Below are 25,065 nucleotides of genomic sequence, written 5' to 3' on the forward strand. Positions count from 1 at the left end.
TTGCACAAGCCAGCGTGTACATTGATACTCTTTATATGAAGCCATTAAAGGTCTTTGAGCAAGACTTCAGCCTGAAGAGCAACTTTAGTCGATGACATTTATGTCAAAATCCACCTGCTTAGAAGGTGGTCGTTTAAGAAAATAAAAAACGGCTATTTTTGCGTTTATGTATAACGAGATTAAGTATACCTTTTTGAATGTAATATTTGGTCAGTGAATGTATTCTGAATGTAAACTATATATAAATATAGACAGGTTTGTATAAATTCCTATATAAAGGATGTTCATAAACATTACAAAATCAATGCTTATGAACCATCCATATACAATAAGTTGAACACTCTGCCTCACTTTGCTTCCCATGGTTTCGAAAACAACGCATACTTTTTATTGTTTAGTAGCTAATTTCCATCCTACCGTTCTACTCTGCAAATCCCAAAGTTTTTTATAAAGGCCATCCATTGCAACCAGCTCTCGATGTCTTCCTTGTTCTACTACTTTGCCTCTGTCCATCACGATGATGTTGTCTGCATTCACAACGGTTTTAAGCCTGTGGGCGATCATAATAACCGTACGCCCTTGAATCAGGCGATTGATCGCTTTTTGCATTTCTACCTCGTTTTCCGGATCAAGGGAGGAGGTGGCCTCGTCGAGCAAAATCACCGGTGCATTTTTGAGCATAGCCCGCGCGATGGAAATACGTTGACGCTCCCCGCCGGAAAGAGTAGATCCGCCTTCTCCTACCATTGTGTCATACCCTTGCGGCAGCTTCATAATGAAATCATGGCAGCAGGCTTCCTTGGCAGCCGCCTCTATTTCCTCTTGAGTAGCGTCTTCCCGCCCATAACGGATGTTATTGCGAATTGTATCCTGGAACAGATAGACATCCTGAAATACCATAGATATTTTTTTCATTAATTTTTCGGTATCCAGTTCGCGTTCATCCATGCCCCCGAACAGTACCTTCCCTGTCTGAGGGTCATAAAACCGCGCAATTAGTCGTAACAATGTGCTTTTCCCGCTTCCCGACGGGCCTACGATAGCGGTTAACGAATTTTCTTCCATCCCAACAGTAACCTGATCCAATACGATATGATCGTTATAAGCGAACGTCACATTTTCAAGCCGGATATCGTGGTTTTCAGGCGGTTCCTGATTTCCCTCCATGACTGGCTCCTCCAGTAAACTTACAATACGTTTACCTGCCATGGCATCATATTTAAATGCTGGCAGGCGCATAATAGCAGCCGATAGCGGATCGAAAATACGGGTGCCCATCAGCAAAAACACGGCAAACAGCGGTACTGTTATTTCTCCACCCAAAATGAGATAAACACCTGTAATCGTCATTAATGACAACCCTGTTTGCATGAAGGCAATGGCGACCAGGAAGAATGGGCCAAGCCCACCTTCCAACTTTATACTTTCTTTCATAAAACGATAAAAAGCTTGTTCTAACATTTTAAAATTTTCACCGCGCAAGTTATAGGCTTTGATGATTTTCATGCCATAGAGATATTCCTGTAAATTGTTAGCTTGAACGATCTTAGCTTGAGCATGACTATTGCCGATTTTGCGTTCCAAACTGGAGACTCCCCAAAGGATAAGTATAGTTACAGGAAATCCGGCAAACATCGCCACCGCCATTCGCCAGTCCAAAAAAGTTAGTCCGGTAAAAGCGAGAATCGGTACCATTGCACCGCTTATAAGCTGCGCTACATTGGTTGTCACCGTATTTTCCAGTTGGGTAAAATCATTCATCATCGTATGTCCCAATTCTCCAGAGCCTTTGCTCATAATAAAGCCAAGGGGAACCTTTCGAATATGTTCGGCTAGTTTCGCACGCCCTTCGGCGGAAGACTCATAGGCGCTTCGATAGATAGAACGATATGCCATTCGCTCGCATGCAAATACTAAAACAAGGCATAATACCATGCCCTCCCACGCATACCACAGACTTTGTGTATGCAGAAATTGCTGCTCTCCACTATGGTAGGTGTAAATCACACTTACTGCTAAGGCCAGGCAACCGTAAGGGAACATGTTCGCCATATTAGCCAACAACGTCCAAAGAATGGACTTCAACATTTTTCGGGGATTGCCCGCCGTAATATAGTACAGTTGTTTGATCATCAATCGGACGCCACCCTTTCCTGCAATCGATCAATATTCCATTCCGCGGAAAGCGTATAAGCATCCCACATGCTTTTGTATAAACCACCACGGGACAACAGTTCGTAATGGGTCCCTTTATCATCGACTTGCCCTCCATTCAATACAACGATCTGGTTGGCCTCACGGATGGTGGTCAAGCGGTGCGCTATGATCAGCACCGTCTTGCTCTTGATCAGTTCCTGCAGAGCAAGTTGCATATGAAATTCGTTTTCCGGATCCGCGTAAGCGGTCGCTTCATCCAACACAAGAATAGGTGCGTTTTTTAGAATGGCCCTTGCTACAGAAACCCTCTGTTCCTCTCCTCCCGAAAGATACACGCCACTTTCACCGATTTTTGTATCATAGCCCCTTGGCAGATCTTGGATAAACTCGTGACACTGAGCCGCCTTGGCTGCCGCATAGACTTCCTCCTTTGTAGCTGAAGGTCTACCCACGGCAATATTATTGTAGATGGAATCTGAAAACAGGAAAGTATCCTGAAACACGAAAGATAAAGTATCCATAAGGTCATTTGTTTTCATCTTCCTGATATCTACACCCCCAATGGTGATCCTTCCTTTGTGCACGTCCCAAAATCGGGGAATTAACTGGGCGATGGTAGATTTTCCAGAACCGGACGGACCCACCAAGGCGGTAATCTCTCCTTGTGCCGCAGTAAAACTGATGCCTTGCAACACCTCTTCACCTTGGTTGCTGTAAGAAAAGGAGACATTGTGGAACTGAACATCATAGGCAGACGGCGTAAGACAAGTTTCCGGCTCTTTTATAACCGCTTCTGCGAATATCCCGTCAATCCGCCTAACACTTTCGACAATTACATTAAAGGTGGATGCAAAACTGTTAAGCTTAAAGACTGGCGTAGAGATACCCGGTGCCAACACGAGGAAAAACATCAGTGTTGCCGCAAATGCTACATTCTTGGGATCTCCGCTTATAAATAACATTCCTACCGGCAAGATAAAGGTTCCTAGCGATAGCAGAATGACTTTATAAAAAACATAGCCGTTTTGAAAATTATCGGTATACTTGACACTGAAGTCACGATAGAGAAGCATGTCTTGATGGAATTTCCGAAAAGAACGAACCGTCTGCCCAAAGACTTTAATAGAAGGCATGCCCCGTATATACTGGATGGAAGAGGAATTGATATTTTCTAGCGCATCAAAATATTCCTTCATCCCCTCTTTCGCTTTTTTTCCAGCCATCATGGAGTATTGAAAGCCAAATCCGATCAGAATGGGGATGATGCATGCCAAAGCAAGCCAAACATTGAATGAGAACATAGCTATTGCCATTGCGGTACTCATGACTAGCGTATTGATCAAATCGGGCAATTGGTGAGCAATAAACAGCTCAATCTTTTCCACATCATGTTCCACGATTTTTTTTATTTTTCCTGTGGCATTTTTATTAAAGTAGCCAAGCGGTAGGGCACCAACGTGATCCGATAGTTTCTTCCTGATCCCATACAGGATACGAAATGCGGCTATGTGCGAGCACATTCCCCCTACATACAGAAAGAAATACCCGAACACCATTCCGCCGGCTCCCCATAAAGCCCATCGGATGACATACGCCCCATCCACTGCTGAAAGATCCGATGCATGCTTCAATAATTCAGCCATCACAACATATACAGAGAAATACGGTACCAACATTAAAAATACGCTTAGCGTAGACAGTATTCCCGACCACACAAGAAGTGACTTCTTTTCACCCGCAAGCTCCAGAAGTCTGGAAATACCTGCCTTCTTGTTATTTTTCAATGTTTCTCTCCTCTCAGCGGTTTCCTTTTTCAGCTCTTTTATTTGATCGCATGCAAGATAGGAAAGAATACGGTCATGTGTGATGATGATGATTGTTTTCCCTGCTCGCGCAAGCTTTTTCACCCATACGGCAACGTTAAGAACTCCGTCACCGTCGAGTCCGCTGGTTGGTTCATCCAGTACGATCAGTTCAGCATCTGAGCAGTAGGCCGCGGCTAGAGTGACCCGCTGCTTCTCCCCGCCAGACAGTGAGGCGGGGTGCCGATCCCAAAGGTCCTTCAAACCAAATGCCTCCATCGCTTCATACGCCTTTATGCGAAGCGCATCATCTAGATGTCTGCCCAAAACCATTTCATTTCCTACGCTATCTGCATAGAGCTGGTAGTCCGCATCCTGCATGACAAAATAGCTGGAGGCGCGCCTTCGCCCGGCTGATAAGGAACTTCCTTCGCCGCAGATTGTTCCCTCATGCTGATTAAGTAGACCGCATAGAATTTTGCACAACGTCGTCTTACCCGCGCCATTGTCTCCTGTAAGTGCAGTAACACTTCCCTTCGGGAGTGAGATGTCTACATCCTTAATCCCGTCACTGTTTCTTTTGTAATGGTAACTTAATTTCTTACCTTCCAGTGCAAGCTCAGTCACGGGTACTTCATCTAATTTGCGCGCGGATGCAATATTTATCATATCCGGATGACGCAAGCCGTATGGACGAACATCTTCATAGGTAAGCCAGGAAAATTCATCCTTAGTCCATGTCTGAACAATTTCGCCTTTGTCCATGCACACAAACGAATCGGCAACGGGCAATAACGAATGAATTCTATGTTCGCTAATGAGCAGTGTCGTACCGGTTTGTTTAAGCTTTGCCAACATTTCAATCAAGATTTGTGTCGCTTCATGATCCAGATTCGCTGTGGGCTCATCCAATATCAAAAGCGGCGGCGAAAGGATAGACGCGGCGGCGATAGCTACACGCTGCTTCTGCCCGCTAGATAACCGGTTAAGAGATCGATCGAGCAAGTGGGCAACACCGAGCAAATTCGCCTGCTTCTCAACCCCGTGAATAATCTCATCCGGGGGAAGCCCGAGATTTTCAGCTGAAAACGCCAATTCGTCGCGCACATTTTCCATGAAAAACTGGCTTCGCGGATCTTGAAACACGACCCCAAGCAGTCTCGTACGTTCCTCCGGCGTTAAGTCAGCAGGAACTAATCCTCCAATCTTCACCTTACCGGTAAGACTCCCGCTATAAAAACTTGGGGCAAGCCCGCTTACAAGACGTAAAATCGTACTTTTCCCGGAACCGGAACGACCACATAGCACAACACACTCTCCGGTTCTTACCGTCAATTCGATATTGTTTACGCCGGTGTCGCTTTTGAAACCTCCGTCCCCATCTCCATAGCGGAAGGTAACACCATTCAGTTCAATCATATAATAGCCCCTCCCACCCAATAAATCGCTACGCTTAACAAAGCGAATCCCCCTACCGCCATGCTGTCGACAGCTTTAAATCCTACAGGGTGGATCGAGGTTCTGCGGCGGCTGCACTCAATCCCCCTTAGCTCTGCAGAAGAGGCAAGCTCCGATGACAATTTCAGGCACCGGACGATGAGTGGCATAAAGAAACACTCATACGCCATAGCCGGATGTCGTATGACGCTATACCAGTGTGGGAAAATACCTCTGGCCCGAATGCCGTCCCGAATTGCTATCACTTCGAGAAAAATAACAGGGAAGAAACGGATCAAGATGCAAATCATGATCAAAACTGGTTTAGGTACGTACGCTCTTTCAAACGCGCACATGATACTGCTGGGAGAGGAATGCATGAGTGCCGCTCCAATCATGATCATCGGCATCATTCGCGCGAATGTATAAAAGATGATAATCAACGTTCCCGTCATGTTAGGCAAAATAGAAATAATCGCCATAAATGCCGAGTAAGTTAGGACAAAATAAACCGTGTGCCTGATCCGTTTATGACATAACAAATACAAAGCGCTTACAACGACCATCAAATGTACTTCCAACGGGCTGCTCACAAGCATTGATAGAATACTTGCCAAAATCAATATAACCAAATGTGTCCTTGGATCCAGTTTTGTCATACCAACTTTGCCTTTTTCACATGCTTTCTTAGCAATAGATGTCCAATGAAAGAACCGGCAACCGCCCCTAGAACAGTGATGATGCAAATGATTAAAAACCAGCTGGGCGATCCATAGTAATGCAACAGATCATCTAGCTGTACCTGTGAATAACTTTGCTCCAATGTGGCCACATATTGTTCCCTGAAAAAGACAAGCGGTACGACACCGCAAAGGCAGTAGCCGACATTATAAATACTATAGCCGATGGCATTTCGGAACGTGTTTTTATAGGCGTCCTTCCCCCACATGATCAGTTCACAAAGGATACCTATAGCCGCCATCGTAATCAGATAATATAAAAAACCAAAAGCTAAAAAAAACAAGCCAAGAATGATCGAAGAAAAGAGTAAGATCCCCTTCTTGTTGATTTTATTGGACATGACCATGTAAATGGGAGCGTTGACAAGTGCAGCGATTCCTCCGCCAATCAAGAAAGAGAACGTGTTCGTAAGTGAAGTGATGATGGTAAGGATAACAAGCATCACCACATTGAAAATAGCTAAAGTGATATAATCTCTCATTTCCCACTTATTGTTAGATTCTTTATTTATATGTTCATTGTTGATTGCTTTATTTTGTACTTGCATCATTATTTCTCCTCACTATATGAATTTTTTATAAACTCTTTAGAAAATTTCGCCTTCGATGAAGGGAATTTTACGAAAGCGTTCATTTCTTTCTAAGAAGCCTTACCCACTAGAATACAAACTTTATTGCGAATGCCTTAGTTGCACTTATGCAGCGGAATAAAGTTTGATAGTTTCTTACCTACAAAAAAACAAGCAAAATAACCGATTCCCTACCATTCCACCTTCTCTTTGTACCCCCTTTGTTTTTCATACAATATTTGTTATACTACCTACAAAGTTAGAACACTCTAACTTTAACACTCCATCAAATTCATAAACAATAGTATCAAAGCACTTTTGTCTTCAAGCGGCACATGATTTATCTTTCACCGTCACTAAATGTAGAAAGGAGCGTGTAATCGTGCACCCGGAGCGTCCATTTACAATTGAAAGTGAGTATACGGCCTATCTAGAAATGATTGGTTTTTTCGTTGATTCTCAATTTCATACAAAGCCCGGCGTTCTCTTTTCCCTTGATCCATCCATAGGAGAAGGAACGGTATGGGTTTACGCCAAAACAGGTCATTTTTTTATTCAAGCCATGGATTTTTGCTTTTACGAAGCCGTTCCGTTCGAATACCCGCAATTCGACTTTATCAGTTTCGGATATTATGAGACCCCGCTCTATGCGGATAAGCAGGCGGTCTTCAACTCCCCATATCTATTAGGGTATAGAAGTCATGCGAAAGTTTTTAAAAGCATCATTCCAAAGCAAGAAGCTGTGCGTAACATATGTATTGTTCTCTCTCCAACTTATTATGAACACTACTTAAGTAAAATCTTTCCGGATGAATACAAGGAAATTGTGACTGCGCTTGAGCATCATAACGGGTTGCTCCATATCCCTGAGCTTATCTTACTTCTCAAACAAATCATGAATTTTACTGGGAGCAATGCTGCAGGAAGAATTTATTACGAAAGTAAGGTAGCTGAGATGCTGGCACTTATCGTAAACCACAGCCATCATCCAGGGACACAGAAAACCCTACTTACAGAACAGGATCAAGTCGGGGTTACCGCTGTCGTCAACTATATTGATAATCAATATGGTGACTTCCGTATCCAAATTGAGCAGCTGGCGAAATTAGCCTGTATGTCTCCAAGCAAACTGAAATATTCCTTTAAAGATGCGTACAATTGCACGATTTCCGAATACATGTGTAAAAAGAGAATACAAGAAGCCAAGCACGCGCTTGAACATTCGCAAATTAGCATTGGAGAACTTGCCCGAAAACTAGGTTACAAAAAAACACGTAGCTTTTCAGACTTTTTCCGAAAGCATATCGGATTGCTCCCAAACCAATACCGAAAACTAGCTCAAGGAAAAATACATTCAGGGGAAATCAAATTAATATGAAGCTGAATTCAGCTTTAGGGGATGATTAGCAAGTCATTTTCCTTTTGTAGAAGTTAGAGGCCTTCACTTCACAGATATCACTGAGAAAGTCAAGGGATTGAGGGAAAGTGCAAATCAGGTGATAGCAATATTTTTTAATTTGGACTTGTTCGCAATGAATGTTATAGGGAAATTTCTACAAATATGCCCTTTGTTTAAGTAAACTGTTAATACGAGGAGTCTGAGTTTATAAATGATAAAGGTTATATTTAATGGTCCGGATGATATGGTGAAAGAAGTGAATATCCAGAGTGGACATACAATTTTACGTGCAGCAAAACAGGGTCGAGTAGCGTTGAGACACAAATGTGGCGGTAGAGCCTCTTGTACAACATGTAAAGTTTTTATCGAAAATCAGGAAGGCGTATCTAGTGTGGTTGATATAGAAAGATACAAACTAGGTGAAGATAGTATCTCTGAAGGTATGCGGCTCAGTTGTCAGACAAAGGTATATGCTACAACATCTGTTAATATACCTGAGGATCCATATAAAGCAAGGATACGCAAATTACTTGAACAGCAAAGAGGTCATCTGTAAATCTTACTTTCATCATAAATAGGCAAGGATACCCCCTACTTCAATCGTGCGAACGGCGTAGCCCTACAAAATAGGGGGGGAATTGCCTCACCTATCTCTGTGAGGTTATTTACTTTCACTAAAAAATGATGTATTTTTAGTTAGTGAAAAGAGGTGGCCAAGCCAATATCGAAAATCATCACAAGGGAAAATTCATTCATTGGAGGTTAAATTATATGAAGCTAAGTTCCATTTTAGAGGATTATTTGGAAACTATTTTCCTTTTGTCCAAGGAGGGAGTAGGCGTTCGTCTCTCCGATATTGCTGATAAGGTCGGGGTAACCAAGGCAAGCACAAATCGGGCGATGGCTACGCTCTCACAATTTGGACTTGTTCACAATGAACGTTACAAAGAAATTCATCTTACTCCTAAGGGATACGAATATGCAAATGGGATATTTCACAAACATAAAGTTGTTAAACAATTTTTTATAGATATTCTACAAATAGATAAGGATATTGCCGATCGGGAAGCCTGCCTGATTGAACATGTCATTAGTTCGAACTCGATCCGTGCAATGGAACATTTCATGAGACAACATTTACCATAGTGACACATCTTTGCAATGCTCGTTCATCCCCATCTATGAACTTCTTTTCTAAATGCATCACAATTGATTTCTGGCCATTCCATGGTATAATCAACAACAACATAGATAATTAACCAATTTTATGGTTAGCTCCCCAATAAACGCTTTTCAAAAAATACATCCTCAAAATAACGATATGTCGTTCACTTCTTTGGCATTATGAAGTCGGAGTTCCTCTACTCAAAGGAATTTGAAAGTGTAGAACATCAGAAAAATATTCCAACTACTATAATACGAAACGGATAAAGGCAAAATTAAAAATGAGTCCGGTGCAATACCGAACTCATTTTACTCAAGCTGCCTTATGAAATAACCGTGTCTAACTTTTAGGGGTCACTTCACACCCGTTAAATGGCGAAGGATGTTTTTTATTTTTTATGAAATGTTGCCAAAAGCAATTTATTACTCACAAACCCTTGAGGATCAAAGGGTTCAGGAGTCGTCTACATCATGCCGCCCATTCATCATGGCTTTTAATAGAGATAAATAGTTTTATAAAATTCATTGATATTATAGGTTTTCATCTTTCACTTAAAATATCTTAATATAGAGAAAAAAATGTCTATGAGCAAAATTATGAGCATTTTTTACAACAGAGATTAATAAAATTTTGTATTAATCTCTGTTAAATTCCTTCATACTTGTTGAAACAAAGAACTTTCTATCTCTTGAATAAAAGGCAGTGCTTCAATCGCTCCTATTTTTGTACAAACGAGAGCTCCAACCTTATTCGAAAAAGTCACAATATCACGTAGCTGCTCAAAATCATTATTAATAGATTTAATATGATCAGTGTTCGCTAATCTAAATAAGGTTGCACCGACAAAAGCGTCACCTGCTCCTGTAGAATCAATTGATGTAACTGGAATGCTTTTTACAATTTCTTTTCTCTTTCCATTAGACAGCAGTGTTCCTCTTTTACCTAGCGTAACCGCTATAATTTTTGCTCCAATTGCATGAAGGCTATTAACACCTTCTTCATACTCTTTAGTACCTGTGATTATCTCTAGCTCGTCATCACTTATCTTAACAAAATCACTTAAAGCTATCGCCTTTTTTGAGAATGTAACAAACTCATTGACTCTTCCCTTCCATAAATCGCCGCGATAGTTGGGATCAAAAGATATAAATTGACCCAAATCCCTAGCATTGGACATAAGCTTTAAATAGGTTGTACAAAATGGATCAGATAACATAGCCGTTGCGGAACCAAAATGGAGAATTTTCGCTTCACTTATTTTATCTTGATCTATATCCTCCATTGTTAACAGAGCATCTGCTCCCCTTTGGAAGACAAAGTCTCGCTCTCCATTTTTCTTTAATGAAACAAAGGCCAGCGTTGTTGCGGCTTTCTTATCCATGACAAGCATGGATGTATCAACATTTACAGTATTCAATGTTTGTTTTAAAAAATAACCAAACGGATCCTTTCCTACTTTTCCGCTAAACGCTGCGTCTCCACCTAATTTTGCTATCGCAGCTGATACATTTGCCGGTGCACCGCCAGCACTTTTTAAAAATTGGCGTCCCTCTATTAAATCAACTTCAACTTCAGTACAAAAAAAATCAATTAATAACTCACCAACACATACAACTGAAAGATTTTTACTTCTATTATTTTGCACGTATATCACACTCTTTTACTTATTCTAAATTTATGTTAGTCGAAGAAAGATTTCATCTCTTTTTATTAATGAATAACGATATTCACTCCTAGTTAGACCTTTGCTCCAAATCTGAAATCATCTTTTTATATACTTTTTCGGTCAAAGGGTAGAAGCAGATGATTATGATGGAAAGTAAAATAAAAAGTCCTGGTATCAATGCATTCATATTTTTAATAGCGTTTAGTGAAGTTACTGTTTGATCTGCATTGGGAATATATCCTGCTATCCCTAAATAAATTGCAGAAAACGACCCAGCAAGTGCAACTCCTAATTTATTCGTAAAACTCATACTTGAAATAACAACCCCATCTGCCCGAACTCCAGTTTTCCATTCAGCATAATCGACACAATCTGCAATCATACCCCAAGCAAGCGTATTCAATGGAGTAGTAAAAAATCCTGAAGCAAACAACCAAATTAAAATGAAGGTGATCGAAGAATAGGGAGTAAAATGTAGCCCGATATACGAAATAAGAGATATAGCGGCCGATATAATCATCACATTCTTTCTACCCCATTTTTCAGAAAATACAGGTATAAATAAGTTACTAATTAACGCTGCACCAAAAAATAAAACAGTTCCAAAGAACACTAGTCCCTTTTGATCGACATTGTACGTAAAGTAGTACACCATTGTACTGAGTTTAATATTAAACCCAATGGCAAACGCCAAAAATGATGAAGCAAGGATTAACAAAGGCTTGTTTTTAAACAAAACAGATAAAGTCATTTTCAACCCATGCTTCTCACTCTTTTTCGGAACAATTCGCTCTCGAACTGTAAAAAAGCTAAAAAGGTTCAAAACGATACTGACAATCGCGTAGACTAAAGCCGTCATCTGAAATCCAAATGCTTGATTCTCCCCACCTAAAGCTGTAGCAAGTGGTGTTGCACATGCAATGGAAAGGAGGATCCCAATATAAACCAATATCATACGTGTTGTCGTTAATACTGTTCTTTCCTGGACATCATTTGTAATCCGCCCAGTTAAGCTGTTAACTGGAATCGTTTGCATGCTAAAGGACATACCGAGTAAAATATATGTAATGTACGCATAGACAATGTTTCCAGTTGGTCCAAAGGTAGGAGTTGTAAAGCACAAGAAAGTAAATATTGCAAAAGGAAGTGAGACCCATAATAAATATGGTCTTGCTTTTCCCCACCTCGTGTTGGTCTTATCTAAAATAACTCCCATAATTGGATCGAAAATCGCATCTAAAACTCTTACTACTAGAAATAAAGTTGCAATCACCGAGGGATGAATCCCACTGACGTCCGTATAATAGAATAGGAGATACGCGTTAACAAATTGGAACACAATATTATATGACATATCTCCCATTCCGTATCCAATTCGTTCTAACCAGGGTAAGCCCGCACTAGATTTCTCATTGTTTTTAGACTTTACTACCGGTAATTGTTCTGTTTCTATCACAATCTACACCTCCAGAAACCGTTTCAAAATTCATTTACATTAGAATTATTCAATTCGATAAGTTGGATCTGGTAAACCAATCTCTCAATTCCTCCTTCCATAAAAAGTAACACTTAGTTTTTGAATATTCGAGGTTTCACTTCACTTGCAATCTTTTTAATTAGCTTTGGAGAAGGATTAACTATCATCATTAATCCGCTCCAAAAGATTTAGACTTTACTAAATTAAAAAGTGAGTCCTTTTTCCTAAGTATCGGAAATATTTATCATTAAGGACAGGTTAGTCATTTGGATAGATGATGATTTTTAAACACTCATTTTTATAATTGAGTGCTCGTTCCATCGCTTCACCAGTATTTGCTAATGAATAGCGATCTGTTATAAGATGCATAGTGTCAACCATACCGTTAGCCAGAAATTGAATCCCTTTTGGATACGTATTTGCATATCGGAAAATGCCATAAATATCAATTTCATTGTCAGCGATAAATGGCACATTAAGAGGTATTTCATTTTGTGAAGGTAAACCGACAATCGCAAGTTTTCCACCCCGGCGCACAGAAGCTAGAGCGGATTTTAGCGCTGCTGGATTTCCAGCTGTTTCCCAAGCAACGTCAACTCCTCTGCTATTTGTAATACAAGAGATTTCATTTAGAACATCTTGTTCTCGAATATTAATCACATGAGTTGCACCCATTTTTTTTGCAGCATCGAGCCGTAAAGGCTCCAAGTCAGTTACGATGATAGTGCTTGCCCCAAATGCTTTGGCAGCAGCAACGGCCATTAGCCCGACTGGTCCCATTCCCATAATCGCAATCGTTGATCCAGGTTGGAGATTTGTTCTATTAGCTGCATGGATACCGACAGAAAAAGGTTCAATTAATGCAGCTTCTTCAAAAGAAAGCGAGTCTGGAATCGAAAAGACAAAGTCTTGTCTCATTTTGATATATTGGACAAACGCACCGTCATTCGGTGGTGTTGCCAAAAACTGTACATCTGGACAAAGGTTATAACGGCCCTCTTTACACGCTTCGCAATGTCCGCAGGTTACACCTGGTTCGATCGCCACGCGATCACCAACTTTAAATTGATTTACAGACGATCCAACAGCGGCAATTACACCTGAGCATTCATGACCGAGGATAAATGGCTTCTCCACAATGTATTTGCCAATTCTGCCATGGGTATAATAATGTAAATCTGAACCACAGATTCCAACGGCCATGACCTTAATCAAAACTTCATCACGGTTGATTTCAGGTATAGGTAATGTTTCAATGCTAATTTCTCTCATGCTGTGCATGACAGCTGCTTTCATGTTTTTCGGTACTGTGTTATTCATCGATAATTTCCTTTCTGCATCAGACTCGTCTATACATGACTAAAATTTTGATAACTACATCTTGTTTTCACAAGTACATCCATTTATTCTTTTCTTGCTAACGATGATGTCTCTTAATGTCATGATGTAAGTGCATACATGCCTGGTTTTTATTTTACAAAAAATAATTTTACATGTTTATCCAAGGTTCGAGTAGCTTTTGATACTGTATAAAAGTACAGTATCACTGTACTTTTTACTTTTAGGTTTTTCATATACAAAAAGAGATTTATTGGTAAAATGAAGACATTAGGAGGTGGGTTACTACTATGGCTGAACTTGAAGACCAGAAAAAATTCGCGGAACTGTTATCTTTAGGTGTTAAATCCTTAAAACTCCATCCTGATTATAAGATACTAAGAAAAAAAAATGAGACTAATCCATCAGGACAATCTTATTTAGATAAAATCGCTTACCAGCTAGGTGTCTCTTCCAACACAATAAAAAGCTGGATTGGACAAATGGGCGCAAAATATATTCCTGGCCGGATTGACGACGGAAAGTTATTCGGGATTCTCTGGATCATACTTGAAAAAACGGATATGAATAGTCAATGGTTTACCGAACTACTCGAGACCACTACGATACCTGTTATCAGTCCCGCCTTACGTGTATGGGTAACGTCATGTCTAAAAAAAGCAATAACGTTACGAAATGATGGGTCATTCGGTGCACCTCTTGATGAAGATATTGAAAAAGTAGTGACACGATTGTTTCAGGATATACAAGACAGTGACACGAATACGTATCAAGAACAACCATTATCGCATAATTTGCCAACACGCTTGACAAGTAACTTTATCGGACGAAGACTTGATGTGGAAGCAATCCGTCATTGGCTTCTTTCTACTTCACCAGTTTGTTTAATTACCGGATGGGCTGGTATGGGAAAAACGACAATTGCCCTTGAGGTAGCCTATGCTTGTGCCAGGGACTACTACGGGGGTACTGTAAGATTTGGCGTAGATTGGCCAACATTTAAATGTATTATCTGGGTTAGTGCAGATTGGAAAGGATTAAGCTTTGGTGATTTTTTAAATACAATTGCTTATCAACTCGGGCGTGTGGAACAAATAGATAAATCGATTAATGAAAAACGTTTCGTTGTCCGTAATGCATTAGCTCATTATTCCAGGAATGAGCCTGTTTTGTTTATTATAGATAGCATCGATACCGCCGAAAGTGAAATACACGAATTCATTACTAATCTTCCTCAAGGTGTAAAGGTAATTCTTACATCTCGTGAGAACTTAAATCTAAGATACATGGATGCCTTGCCAGAAATGGTGACCATTCAGCTTAAAGGCCTTGAAAAAGAGGAAGCTCTTAATTTTCTTTCTTATGAAATAAATCGTTACTTACAAACATGTAATTCTCCAATGAAACGAAAAAAAATAGAGCAGTTATTAACGACTTCCCCTGAAATCAAGCATCAGTTAATTTTAGCAACCGCTGGAAATCCTAAAGCGATGGCTCTGAGCATAGTGTATATTTCAGATAATGAAATTCCAACTCAGAAACTAATTCACGAGCTAGGCAAAGCGGGCTACTCCCTGTTAGAACTTTTTGACTTCCTTTTCGGGCGCACATGGAAACGATGTGATGAAAGTACTCAGCGACTATGGCAGGTGCTATGCTTTTTCAGCAAACCTCCTGATGAAGAGAGCTGGGCTGCAGCTGCGGGATTAGATGTTCGAAAGTTTCATTATGCGGTTGAACAAATGCGGAACCATGCCCTAATTCAACCAGAACGTGTTGAAGGGGATTTATATTATCTCGGACATCAAACTGTCGTAGCTTATGGCGAACAGCACTTGTCTGAGAATCAAGATTTTGAAAAGGAAGCGCGCATTCGATGGGGCCATTATTATATTCATTACTTAGAAACACATTTAAAACGAGAACAGCCAAATTCTGTTTATTGGAGTTATCTTCTCGGTCGTGACTTGGAGCAAATTAAGAAAGAATGGCCGAACATCCTTAAGGTTTTAGAGTGGTCAAGTCAAGCTAAAAAAAAGGAGCTATTAATTGAACTCATCATCCGGATAAGTCATTTTTTAAGTCGGATTAACTTGCCATTACGAATCGAATATGGACTAAAAGCGGCTGATTATGCCAATCAATTAGAAAGAAAGACACTTGAAGCATTTTTTAGAATTGATACATTAGGTTGGGCACTTATAGAAGTCAATGACTTGGACGGAGCCCTTCAACAAATCGAAGCCGGTCTTCAAATACTCGAGCATTTAAATTCTGATCATACGGATGTTTACGACTTAAAGGTTTGGGGACTTACCTTAAAATCGCGACTATTTTTAAAAGCAAATAAACGAGAGAAAGCGGAAGCTATTTTAGAAAAAGTAAAGGATGTACAGACTACACCTATTATTCAGCATCGAGTTTTATTAGTTCGAGGAGACCTATGCTTATTGCATAGAAATTTTGAAGCAGCAATCCAATTATACGAAGCGGCCAACGAAATCAGCTCAATCTATGGCGGTGAAAAAACGATTGAAGCCTATTTTCATCTTGGTGTCGCCTATGTGAATTGTGACGAATTCGATAAGGCAAAAGCAGCTTTTGATCATATTCTCTATGACAAAAATAAGGCGAATCAAATTGAGTTAATTTATTATCATTATGGGATGGCTCAATTGTTATCACGCAAAGGAGATTATACAAAAGCGCTAAAATCAAACCTAAAGGCTATCAACCTTATAGATTCATGGGAACCAACCATTAGTATTCGAAAAGAAGTAGAACAGCTTAATAAGTTAATTGAAAGTAATTAACAGAAACAATAATTAAATCATTTTAAAAGTACTTTATGGGTTTAGCCTTTAAAATTAAATAAAGGTTTTAAACACTTTTAAAGGCGTGAGTTCGATATTGAACCGGGCTCATGCTTTTTTAATTTTACAATAAAAGAGATTCACCAATGTCTAAGTAATACAGATGTTAATTCAAAAAGCAATGAACATTTATTCATATAAACAATATAAAAGAATAGGCCTTTCATCAGTTCTGTAAACTAATGAAAGACCTTCTCTAATAAAATGGTTTTATAAAAAACAAGCACTTTTTACTACTATTCTTAAATGTATGAGCATTTTTCTTTTATTCACTTAAAAACCATAAATTATCAAGGCTTTATGATGATTACATCATGCCGCCCATAACTCTAACTCCTGTAATATCTTTAACGATGTTTAATAAAATGGCTCTGTAGAGCGGTTTTTTAATAGTTAAGGTGTAATATCTTTAACGATAGTTTACAACTATTCACGACCTTGCGTTACCTTTATGTTACCCATTTGTTACTCTGATTCACCTCTAGCCACATAAAAAAGTCTTCGGCCATAATCCTTTTGGTATTGCCGATTATAATTAAAGGACAAATATTTAAATCTAATAAACGATTAGCTTCAGCCGATGAAATTTTCAATATGTCCTGAATGTGTTGAGCATTTAGAAATCTGGGCAGTCGTCTTTGTTGCATTGTATTCTCTCCCTTTTCAAATTGAATCCTTGCTTTATCCAAGTTATAATTTAAACATATTGGATAAGGAGGAAATTCATGGCACTCCGTAGAGGGAGATGCCGATTGTCTTCACTGCTAGGAGACATGACTCCAGCAGAATTTGCGCGAAGAATGTGTGTGAACGAGTCAACCGTCTCGCGCTGGATCAAAAATCAACGAGATATGCGTTACGAAAATGCTGTCTTGGCAGCTAGAATCCTAAATTGTCACGCAGAAGACTTCTACGAATGGATCGAGGAAGATAACCGGCTCTAGGTGGGTTTATTCACCCTCCCGCCGGGTAAAACTTGCCATATAGGCAAGTTTTTGAGCAAGTTTTATTATCTTTCTTATATATTTACCATAGTTTCATGGCAAAATTTGTAGATTTTTGTCGTAAATATTACAGGAAATATTTGTTATTAACAGAACGTTCATAATTACTATTAGACAGGACAGTAAAGTATAATCTACCAAAGATTACGGGGAGGTTTTGGGTGAGGTTTTGAGAGACTATAAAACTAATGTGGGCAGACCCTCACCCATACCTGCCATTTTATTTACTGGTCCAGGCAATTTCGTAATAAACCTGCCATATCCATCCTTTGTTTTAATCAAATTCAATGAATGGAACCTTTTTAGTGACATTAAATCCTCAAGTTCAAATGGTTTCAATTCATCCTGGAGTTCTTTAAAATTCTCTTTATCACATCCGGCAATTAACATATAGCTTGCACTTGCGCTCCTTAACTCTGGACGTATGGTTTTAATTTGGTTCAAGTAATGGCAGCTTAGTATAGGCTTGATATTAAATTTAGGCAATCGGCTCAGTTTGGTTGTTAGGAATTTTTCCGTATTCTCAACCTGATATAATTCATCAATGACCAAATTAACCTTCGTCATCTGATCGCGATTGCCTTTGTATTTTTGTTTCCTCATTTGTAAAGCCATCCATATTTTCGTAATCCAATAAGTGCAGTACACATCCTTTTCATTATCTGTGGTAAACATGTGTTCAGGCATCCGAATACAAATTAATTGGCTTTTCTGCATTTCCTCCACAAGATTGAAGTTATTCTCTGTGGATTTTTTCAACATGAGCTCCATATATGTGTTGGATTTTAGTTTGTTCAAACGGTCAATAATACCTACAATTAAGTTTAGTTTTGTTCCCATTAATCCCCCTTCTTTATCGTACTCATTTAATTCTGTAAGACTTACCATATATTCATGCATGTTATCGTATTGATTTTTTGGCACCTTACTTAAAAATTTATGCCTGGCATTATGGTCCTGTAGCACTTGAAATACATCTCTCACACTTCCACCAGTAATGAATACAACTAATGCTGCACTCGTTAAATAACGCTCCATTTTAGGCGATAAATGGGTATCTGATGTATTAATCGAATTAACCAATGTCATTAACTGTGTGGTTTGTTTTTTAGCATTATCATATTGTATGAACGGATCCGCACTTACTTCAACCTCGTTATATCCTAAACCCTGGAGTTTTGTAAAATCATTGCATTCCACATTCAAAACTTTATCTTGTGGAAAGAGAGCCGCAACTTCATCACTTAACTCACAGTTTCCGATGTAATCAAAAATAATCGTACATTCTCCGGCTTTTACTGTATCATAAGCTAGGTTCCCAATTAATGTAGACTTACCTGCACGATTAGGACCAATAAGAATGAGTGATAAATATTTGAATTCTTTATCTGTGGATAGAAACGCATCCTGTTTACGACCTCTATATGTGCTGGTACCGATACGCATAACACCTTTTTGTAAATCTTCCGGGACTTCCGTTTCTTGCGTTTCTACTTTTTCAATAAAGTTATATTTTTCTAAGATATCTCTCCCGGCAACTGTCAGGAAATTTTGTGCTTCAAGGTCCCCTACTTTGTTTATTTCTGCTTTGATATTGTAATCCGTATAGTTAAAAGGTTTTAATGGTTTAGGTGCTAGTCGATTATCATCTGAAATGGTTTCGAAACTTTGTGAAATACTCCTGGCATTGTTTCTCTGTCTCAACTTATCTTTACTCTCACTAATTACCGCAATTTGAGTATTTACAATTGTCGCGGTAGCTTTTTTACGAGTAGCATCACTTATCTGTTTACCGCCATTTAAACGTTCTAAGGTTTGCCCAAGTAAGTTAATACCTTCATCCCTTTTCTTTGACTTATTCTCTCCCCCTATTGCCTCTCCGATGTCATCCACAAGAGAAGAGACTATTCCAATGACTAACTTTAAAGCATAAGAAAGGCCCATTTTATTTCGGTCTGTTGGTAAATTTCTTTTCACCTTATTGATCGTATTCTCATAAGTACTTCTCCAACTGAATTGTGATGTTGGAATGAAGTTATAGAATACTCCTACTTTGTCGCCTTCTTCCATTACGTCCACAATATTTAGCTTTGAATGAAGAAGGTCATTGTTCCTTCTATCCGTTGCTAAACTTAAAGCATCTTCTTTTGTGTATGCCATTTGATATCGTGCAGCTGACAATGAAAAGGTAGGTAATTCTTTAACTTTTTTTAAGGTTATATTCGTCCAGGAATCTGTCATTTTTTCCTTAATGACTGATAAAAAATGTTTTGGAATGATGAAATAAAACTCCACTTTTTTCTTTTCAATATAAACTAAGAAAGCTACTTTCGAATTTAATTCAAAAGAATATTTAGTCCCAAGCAGAAACTCTCTGCCCAGGACTTTGATTATTTTTGCATCTTCTTTTTTTATGTTTTGGATAATGTTTTTATATAGTGAGGATATTGCTTTAGCTAATTTGTGGGTAGAATTGTTGCGGATTGAATTATTAGGAGTAAGCTTCAGAAAAACATATTCAGGTTTTATTATTTGGACGTAATGAGTTAATCTAATTGATTTCACTTATTAGCACCAACCTTTCTAACTACCTTTATTTCAGTTTCTTGTTTTAGTAGAAAACAGGTATAAAATCCAGTGGATAACGCGCAAATAAAAAGCAGATTCGTCATGGTTTTTTCACCCTTTCCATAAATTGATTACTTAAAGTCGCGTCAAGAAGTTGCTCCAATTTTAATACATCCCAAAAAGAAATTTTATAAGGATATTAGCGACAATCAATACACCTGCCCACCTTCCACCGTCTCTCCAACCAGCAACTTTAAGTAGTATTAATAACCCTGCTCCGATTAAGGTTGCACCTAAGAGTAAATCCTTAAGAGCATCTAAAACACCAAGTATGATATCTGTTGTAACGTCAGCTGCTTTTTCTTTCAAAGTTTCTCCTCCACTAGTTGACAATAATTTCGTAATAATGCCAGGACTTACATTACCGCTTATTTCTGCTAATTGTTCAGCTACTGGAGCAGGATCTACATACTGTTCATTCTCTTTTAATGCAAAATGTAAATGAGCTCCTGTGGAATTTCCTGTATTACCTGATAGACCGATTACTTCACCAGGACTAACATATTCCCCTACCTTAGCTTTCACTTCATTCATGTGGCCGTAAATTCCTTGTGTGCCATCATTGAAATTGATTTTTATACCTTTACCTAATGAACTTTCTCCAGTGTACACTTTATCGACCACACCTTCTTTTATACTCCTCAGTGTTGTATTTTCTGGCATTGCAAGGTCAATCCCTGTGTGAGGTTTCCAATTACGAATAGGAGATACTTCACCGAATCCAGATGTAAGCTTGAACTTCATAACCCATATTCCTCTTTAATCTTATTTATTCTCTCTATATATTCTTGTAGGGTGTAGTGTGTGGATTGGTCAATGATATAGTCATGCAAACATTCTTCGTGCATCGCCCCGTGTTCGGTCAAGTAGAGTTCATCCAAAATATCCTGGTCACAGTATTCACAAATGATTTTTTCATCCATTTCATTCACTCCTTAACTTGAGATATTTCTAAACACCTGGTCAACTTTATCCATTCCATAAGGTAAACCGAGTAAGAATAAATAAATTAGCAAATAACTGAAGAAGTGTTTTTTTGCTGAATCAAATTCACCATTTGAAACTGCCTTAATTATATCGATTCCGCCTTTAAATATGATCAACCATTTACCAATACCGATTAACTCATAATAGAGTTTTTTAGCTTCCACATCGATGCCGCTACTTGCAGATGCAAAATCAAAACCACCACCAGCTACAAAGATGATAATTGTGGTTCCAACTATTTTATAAACAACCCCATATTTATCGAAATGACGTTTCAACTTTGTTAAGGCATCTTCCTTTTCATTACGGACAAACTGCCCTACGGACATGTATTTAGTTTTAGAAAACATAAATTTTCCTCCTCAAATTTCAAGCGTACTAGCAATTTTTTAGGTTCCCTCGCATACTCTGACATTAGAGAGTGTCAGAGACTTAGGCGCTCTCTATCTTTTTTTACATCTTACTCAATTCTTACTGGGTTCTTACCTAGTTCCTACCTAATCAAGCTTTATACTTATCCCACCTTGATTGCGAATTACATGCTTCTTTTCCACTTTTGAAGACTGATAAGCTCTATCTACAAGGAGACGTAGAAAAGCGCTGGAATTGCGCTTATTTCCGTTTGGTAGTTGCTTTACAAAATCGTAGAGTTTCGCTTGCTCTGGATCTTCCGTATTCAGTACAAGAGATATTTTTTTCATCCCCATTATTAACCCTTCCTTTCAACAACTTTTAACAATACTTTTCTCCCTTCATTCGTTAAAAAGATTTTCCCTTTTTGGTTTCCTTCTAAAACCTTTTTAGCAACCTCAATTTTCATTGTTTTTCTCATATTAATCTCCCTTTCCGAAGTAGTTGAGTAAGTAGGTTTCCTCTAGTTCCTACCCTACTTGATAACACTATATGGGCACATGTGAATTAAAATGCCTGTACATGTAAAAAATAATTACAAATAACGTGATTAAAAATAATAAAAGGGTTTTCCATGCATAAAATAGAAATAATTAGACGGTGATGTCTATGAATCTGAAAAGTAATATTGAAGAACTAATAATCAAAAGTGGTCTACGCGACGAAGTTTTTCGAGAGGCGCTAGGCGTAAAACAGCATCAGCTTCGCAAAATCAAAAAAGGAGAAAGTTACCCTACCGTCCCAAAATTATTTATTTTGGCGAAATTGCTTAATTGTAAAACTGATGATCTTTATGAAGTATTGGAAGGAGACGAAGAATGAAAAAATTTATTATTTTATTAATCGCTTTATTACTCATTAGTGGATGTACCAGATATGAAAATGGAAAGCCTGTAACAGAGGAAACACCTAAGCAAACTCAAGATGATGTTCAAAAAAATAAAGATGACAGTACTCCAGAAGAAGAAACAAAAGAAACTGATCCTATCGTTGAAGCTGAGGCGAATGCTTTAGAATTTCCGGCTAAACCAGGTGCTATGCTTTACGATAAAACAGAAGAAAAATTCAAAGGTATGAATTATCATTTCAAAGGGGAATTGGTTAAAATTGAAAAAGTAGAAGGAATAACGAGCTTGGAAAATGCGTTTTTAGTAAAAAATGAACAAGGTTATATCATGCCTATTTTTCCACCATATGAAATGACTGCAACTGAGGGCGATGAAATAGAAGTGTGGGGTCCTTTGTCTGGTGATGGATATGCATCAGCTGATTTAGGAGTAGATAATGTGGTTGGTGTTGCTGGTGCTATGAATGCGACAAAAGTTACTATTAACGGTGAGGTTCAGTGAAGGTAAACATTGATGTATTTCTGAATATTGAAGGTAGCAAACTTCGAAGTGGTGGTCCTTTTAATATCAATCCAAAAGAATATAAAGAGAATCCTGATTTAGCGGTTGCCATCGTAGCTTATCAGTACATACAGAGTATTATTGAGGAAACAGGGTATAGGGAAACATTCATTAAGAAGGTGCTATATGAGGGAAATAAAGATATAACAGATTTGACCAGGCAAATAAAGAGGATTCCGCCACCGGATAATTTGCCTTTTTAAAAGCCCCCACAATTAAGTGAGGGCTATTTTAATTAGTTTTACCCATCCAAAGAACGACAACCACAGGGGAACACTTAGTAATGCTCCCCACAACAATCCTTTAGTTAAGTTTTCTTCATTTCGCATTACTTTGGTACACCGTAGATTTTCGCACTCTTATATTTTGATTGCAGCATACTCACAATCTCCTGCGCTTCTTTATGAGTGATGTTTTCAACCTGTACACTGTATGGCCAATCAAGCGGTTTAGGCGTAACATCCACAAAGTTAGGGTCTGCTGTGCGGTATTTGCCATCATGACACTTTACCATTCTTCTACCGTCTACAATTAATTCTTCTGTAATCGTAAACGTGTGTCCTTTGTCTGATGTACCATCGCAAATTTCCCATCGTGGAGTGTTATAGAACCATAGTCCATCATTTTTTACGATTAACTTTTTACCGACATATTCACTGTTTTTAACGATTGTTACATCTACTGATGGTAACATTTTCGCTTTCACCCTTTCTTTAAACTTAACAAATTCTTGTGGATTTGATACCCATGGCGCTGGGCAGTTTTTATGGGTGACATCGTAGTGACGGACAATGTCTTTTAATGGATCCCAATTAAACATTTTAGACAGTTCAACAAATACATCCTCTGTCCTTTTAATTGTATCCGGGTGAAACGCTCCGTCTGGCTCCTGGCACATCTCCACACTGATAGATAAAAAATTTGCATTTGGTCTTAGCTCAGGTACTCCACGATAGTTCCCATCGTTAGCAGCAAACGCAACCTCATCCAATGGGATTAGACATCTAGCTTCTTTTTTGTCTACAAAAATGTGTGCTGATGCGTAACGTTGTTTATCCTTAGGCAATTTATTATTTTGCTCAATTAGCGACTTGCCAAAATAGGTGACGTGATTTTTAGCAGGCGCTCCGGGATTAGCGGTAAAATGCAAAATCCCTTTTTTTCGTGCGGTTAATTTATTTCCAGGTCTTGAATATTGGTTAATTGGGATAAAATCATCAATCCACACTGCCATACTTACCATCTCCCTTATTTTTTTATAATTTTTGTTTGGTCAAATAAACCTGCAGCTGATAATCCGATCATTAAGCCATACATTATTTTTTCTTGTATAGTTGGTACATCCACATAAAAAAGACCTGCTAGTAAACCTATAATTAAGGTAACTGCAGGTAAGTATTTCTTTGGCACAAACTCCAATCTTTTAAAAAATTCGGTTAAAGCGATGACGACCGCTATTACTACGGCTAATTCAAACATTTTATTCATCTCCCTTTTGTTCAATTTTATCTAAGCGTTTATGAGCTTGTTTGGAACTCTCTTCTACCCGGGTTACACGTTCTCCCAGGTGCACTAGTTGTTTCTCATTGGCTTTTAAATCAATGCGAATATCATCCACGCCTTTGCCAATGTAGTCGAGCTGCGCTTGAATTTTTGCATCCTGCCTACTTTCAGATTTTGTTTCTTTTGATTTGTTGAGTGTGTAACCAAGAATGCTAAATACTACTGATACAACTGCAATTAAAACCCCTATTTCGATTGTCAAATTACCCTCACCCTTTCAAAGCAAAATAAAAAGCCCTATTCATTAGGACTTGGTTCAAAAACTAATTCACGATCTACCACTCTATAATTAGGTAATTCTTGCAAAACTGTTTCTAAACTTTTGCCTGTGATGTAAAAGAAATAGTCATATTGTTTCATTGGAATAATCCTATCTCCAATTAAGCTCTCAATTATCTTCCCATTTTCATCCACATCACAATAAAATGACACACCCATGT

General features: G+C 38.6%; 25 protein-coding genes and 2 pseudogenes. 9 read left to right on the forward strand and 18 right to left on the reverse strand.

Annotated features, from left to right (window positions below):
- Positions 1-387: 387 nt before the first annotated feature.
- From ABC371_RS03390 to ABC371_RS03410, 5 genes and pseudogenes are all read right to left on the reverse strand, one after another.
- Positions 388-2,133, reverse strand: coding sequence for an ABC transporter ATP-binding protein (locus tag ABC371_RS03390; protein ID WP_412899266.1), 1,746 nt, complete (start codon positions 2,131-2,133; stop codon positions 388-390).
- Positions 2,133-3,833 carry an ABC transporter ATP-binding protein gene (locus ABC371_RS03395; RefSeq protein WP_412899267.1) on the reverse strand — a complete coding sequence of 567 codons (1,701 nt, stop codon included), beginning with the start codon at positions 3,831-3,833 and terminating at the stop codon, positions 2,133-2,135. The genes ABC371_RS03390 and ABC371_RS03395 overlap by 1 nt, the downstream gene beginning before the upstream one ends.
- 150 nt (positions 3,834-3,983) lie before the next feature.
- A pseudogene (locus ABC371_RS03400) lies at positions 3,984-5,378 on the reverse strand (ABC transporter ATP-binding protein); the annotation flags it as partial.
- Positions 5,375-6,055 carry an energy-coupling factor transporter transmembrane component T family protein gene (locus ABC371_RS03405; protein WP_412895581.1) on the reverse strand — a complete coding sequence of 227 codons (681 nt, stop codon included), beginning with the start codon at positions 6,053-6,055 and terminating at the stop codon, positions 5,375-5,377. The pseudogene ABC371_RS03400 and the gene ABC371_RS03405, both read right to left, overlap by 4 nt.
- Positions 6,052-6,687, reverse strand: a complete 636-nt coding sequence (locus ABC371_RS03410; RefSeq protein WP_412895582.1) for an MptD family putative ECF transporter S component — start codon at positions 6,685-6,687, stop codon at positions 6,052-6,054. The genes ABC371_RS03405 and ABC371_RS03410 overlap by 4 nt, the downstream gene beginning before the upstream one ends.
- A gap of 400 nt (positions 6,688-7,087) precedes the next feature.
- Here ABC371_RS03410 and ABC371_RS03415 point away from each other — a divergent pair, with 400 nt between their 5' ends.
- The 4 genes and pseudogenes from ABC371_RS03415 to ABC371_RS03430 all read left to right on the forward strand — a co-directional run.
- Complete coding sequence (locus ABC371_RS03415; protein WP_412895583.1) at positions 7,088-8,083, forward strand: helix-turn-helix transcriptional regulator; 996 nt, start codon at positions 7,088-7,090, stop codon at positions 8,081-8,083.
- Between the two features lie 232 nt (positions 8,084-8,315).
- Positions 8,316-8,660, forward strand: a complete 345-nt coding sequence (locus tag ABC371_RS03420; RefSeq protein ID WP_412895584.1) for a 2Fe-2S iron-sulfur cluster-binding protein — start codon at positions 8,316-8,318, stop codon at positions 8,658-8,660.
- Between the two features lie 215 nt (positions 8,661-8,875).
- Entirely contained in the window at positions 8,876-9,250 is a 375-nt protein-coding gene (locus ABC371_RS03425) for a metal-dependent transcriptional regulator (protein WP_412895585.1), read from the forward strand.
- 177 nt (positions 9,251-9,427) lie between these two features.
- A pseudogene (locus ABC371_RS03430) lies at positions 9,428-9,597 on the forward strand (IS3 family transposase); the annotation flags it as partial.
- 327 nt (positions 9,598-9,924) lie between these two features.
- Here ABC371_RS03430 and ABC371_RS03435 read toward each other — a convergent pair.
- From ABC371_RS03435 to ABC371_RS03445, 3 genes are all read right to left on the reverse strand, one after another.
- Positions 9,925-10,914: a carbohydrate kinase family protein gene (locus tag ABC371_RS03435; RefSeq protein ID WP_412895586.1), complete on the reverse strand. Its 990-nt coding sequence runs from the start codon at positions 10,912-10,914 to the stop codon at positions 9,925-9,927.
- An 88-nt stretch (positions 10,915-11,002) separates the two neighbouring features.
- A complete protein-coding gene (locus ABC371_RS03440; protein WP_412895587.1) occupies positions 11,003-12,391 on the reverse strand; it encodes an MFS transporter in 1,389 nt (462 codons plus the stop codon).
- A 279-nt stretch (positions 12,392-12,670) separates the two neighbouring features.
- Positions 12,671-13,732, reverse strand: coding sequence for an NAD(P)-dependent alcohol dehydrogenase (locus tag ABC371_RS03445; protein WP_412895588.1), 1,062 nt, complete (start codon positions 13,730-13,732; stop codon positions 12,671-12,673).
- 308 nt (positions 13,733-14,040) lie between these two features.
- Here ABC371_RS03445 and ABC371_RS03450 point away from each other — a divergent pair, with 308 nt between their 5' ends.
- Together ABC371_RS03450 and ABC371_RS03455 are read left to right on the forward strand one after the other, a co-directional pair.
- Positions 14,041-16,563, forward strand: a complete 2,523-nt coding sequence (locus tag ABC371_RS03450) for a tetratricopeptide repeat protein (RefSeq protein ID WP_412895589.1) — start codon at positions 14,041-14,043, stop codon at positions 16,561-16,563.
- Positions 16,564-17,348: 785 nt separating this feature from the next.
- The gene (locus ABC371_RS03455) at positions 17,349-17,567 is read left to right on the forward strand and encodes a helix-turn-helix domain-containing protein (protein WP_412895590.1); all 219 of its coding nucleotides are present in this window, start codon (positions 17,349-17,351) and stop codon (positions 17,565-17,567) included.
- A 237-nt stretch (positions 17,568-17,804) separates the two neighbouring features.
- Here the strand turns inward: ABC371_RS03455 and ABC371_RS03460 are convergent, their stop codons facing one another.
- The 6 genes from ABC371_RS03460 to ABC371_RS03485 form a co-directional block, all read right to left on the reverse strand.
- Positions 17,805-20,192, reverse strand: coding sequence for a type IV secretory system conjugative DNA transfer family protein (locus ABC371_RS03460; protein ID WP_412895591.1), 2,388 nt, complete (start codon positions 20,190-20,192; stop codon positions 17,805-17,807).
- 168 nt (positions 20,193-20,360) lie between these two features.
- A complete protein-coding gene (locus ABC371_RS03465) occupies positions 20,361-20,999 on the reverse strand; it encodes a M23 family metallopeptidase (RefSeq protein ID WP_412895592.1) in 639 nt (212 codons plus the stop codon).
- Positions 20,996-21,178 (reverse strand): hypothetical protein, encoded by a 183-nt coding sequence (locus ABC371_RS03470; RefSeq protein WP_412895593.1) that lies wholly within the window; start codon positions 21,176-21,178, stop codon positions 20,996-20,998. The genes ABC371_RS03465 and ABC371_RS03470 overlap by 4 nt, the downstream gene beginning before the upstream one ends.
- Before the next feature lie 12 nt (positions 21,179-21,190).
- On the reverse strand, positions 21,191-21,592 hold the full coding sequence (locus ABC371_RS03475; protein WP_412895594.1) for a hypothetical protein: 402 nt from the start codon (positions 21,590-21,592) through the stop codon (positions 21,191-21,193).
- 147 nt (positions 21,593-21,739) lie between these two features.
- Complete coding sequence (locus ABC371_RS03480; protein WP_412895595.1) at positions 21,740-21,943, reverse strand: hypothetical protein; 204 nt, start codon at positions 21,941-21,943, stop codon at positions 21,740-21,742.
- A gap of 8 nt (positions 21,944-21,951) precedes the next feature.
- The gene (locus tag ABC371_RS03485) at positions 21,952-22,074 is read right to left on the reverse strand and encodes a hypothetical protein (RefSeq protein ID WP_412895596.1); all 123 of its coding nucleotides are present in this window, start codon (positions 22,072-22,074) and stop codon (positions 21,952-21,954) included.
- Positions 22,075-22,262: 188 nt separating this feature from the next.
- Here ABC371_RS03485 and ABC371_RS03490 point away from each other — a divergent pair, with 188 nt between their 5' ends.
- Genes ABC371_RS03490 through ABC371_RS03500 form a run of 3 tightly spaced genes read left to right on the forward strand, consistent with a single transcriptional unit; the run spans position 22,263 to position 23,265 of the window.
- Entirely contained in the window at positions 22,263-22,475 is a 213-nt protein-coding gene (locus ABC371_RS03490; RefSeq protein ID WP_412895597.1) for a helix-turn-helix domain-containing protein, read from the forward strand.
- A complete protein-coding gene (locus ABC371_RS03495) occupies positions 22,472-23,002 on the forward strand; it encodes a hypothetical protein (RefSeq protein WP_412895598.1) in 531 nt (176 codons plus the stop codon). The genes ABC371_RS03490 and ABC371_RS03495 overlap by 4 nt, the downstream gene beginning before the upstream one ends.
- The gene (locus ABC371_RS03500; RefSeq protein WP_412895599.1) at positions 22,999-23,265 is read left to right on the forward strand and encodes a hypothetical protein; all 267 of its coding nucleotides are present in this window, start codon (positions 22,999-23,001) and stop codon (positions 23,263-23,265) included. Before ABC371_RS03495 ends, ABC371_RS03500 begins: the two co-directional genes overlap by 4 nt.
- A 125-nt stretch (positions 23,266-23,390) precedes the next feature.
- On the opposite strand, the gene ABC371_RS03505 is transcribed toward ABC371_RS03500, so the two are convergent.
- From ABC371_RS03505 to ABC371_RS03520, 4 genes are read right to left on the reverse strand one after another with little or no spacing between them, the layout of a single operon-like run.
- On the reverse strand, positions 23,391-24,296 hold the full coding sequence (locus ABC371_RS03505) for a peptidoglycan recognition protein family protein (RefSeq protein WP_412895600.1): 906 nt from the start codon (positions 24,294-24,296) through the stop codon (positions 23,391-23,393).
- Between the two features lie 14 nt (positions 24,297-24,310).
- Positions 24,311-24,541: a holin gene (locus tag ABC371_RS03510; RefSeq protein WP_412895601.1), complete on the reverse strand. Its 231-nt coding sequence runs from the start codon at positions 24,539-24,541 to the stop codon at positions 24,311-24,313.
- Between the two features lies 1 nt (position 24,542).
- Positions 24,543-24,827 carry a hypothetical protein gene (locus tag ABC371_RS03515; protein WP_412895602.1) on the reverse strand — a complete coding sequence of 95 codons (285 nt, stop codon included), beginning with the start codon at positions 24,825-24,827 and terminating at the stop codon, positions 24,543-24,545.
- A 35-nt stretch (positions 24,828-24,862) separates the two neighbouring features.
- Positions 24,863-25,063 carry a hypothetical protein gene (locus ABC371_RS03520; protein ID WP_412895603.1) on the reverse strand — a complete coding sequence of 67 codons (201 nt, stop codon included), beginning with the start codon at positions 25,061-25,063 and terminating at the stop codon, positions 24,863-24,865.
- Between the last annotated feature and the right edge of the window lie 2 nt (positions 25,064-25,065).

The organism is Bacillus jepli (genome assembly GCF_047238305.1).
GTDB lineage: Bacteria > Bacillota > Bacilli > Bacillales > Bacillaceae_L > Ferdinandcohnia.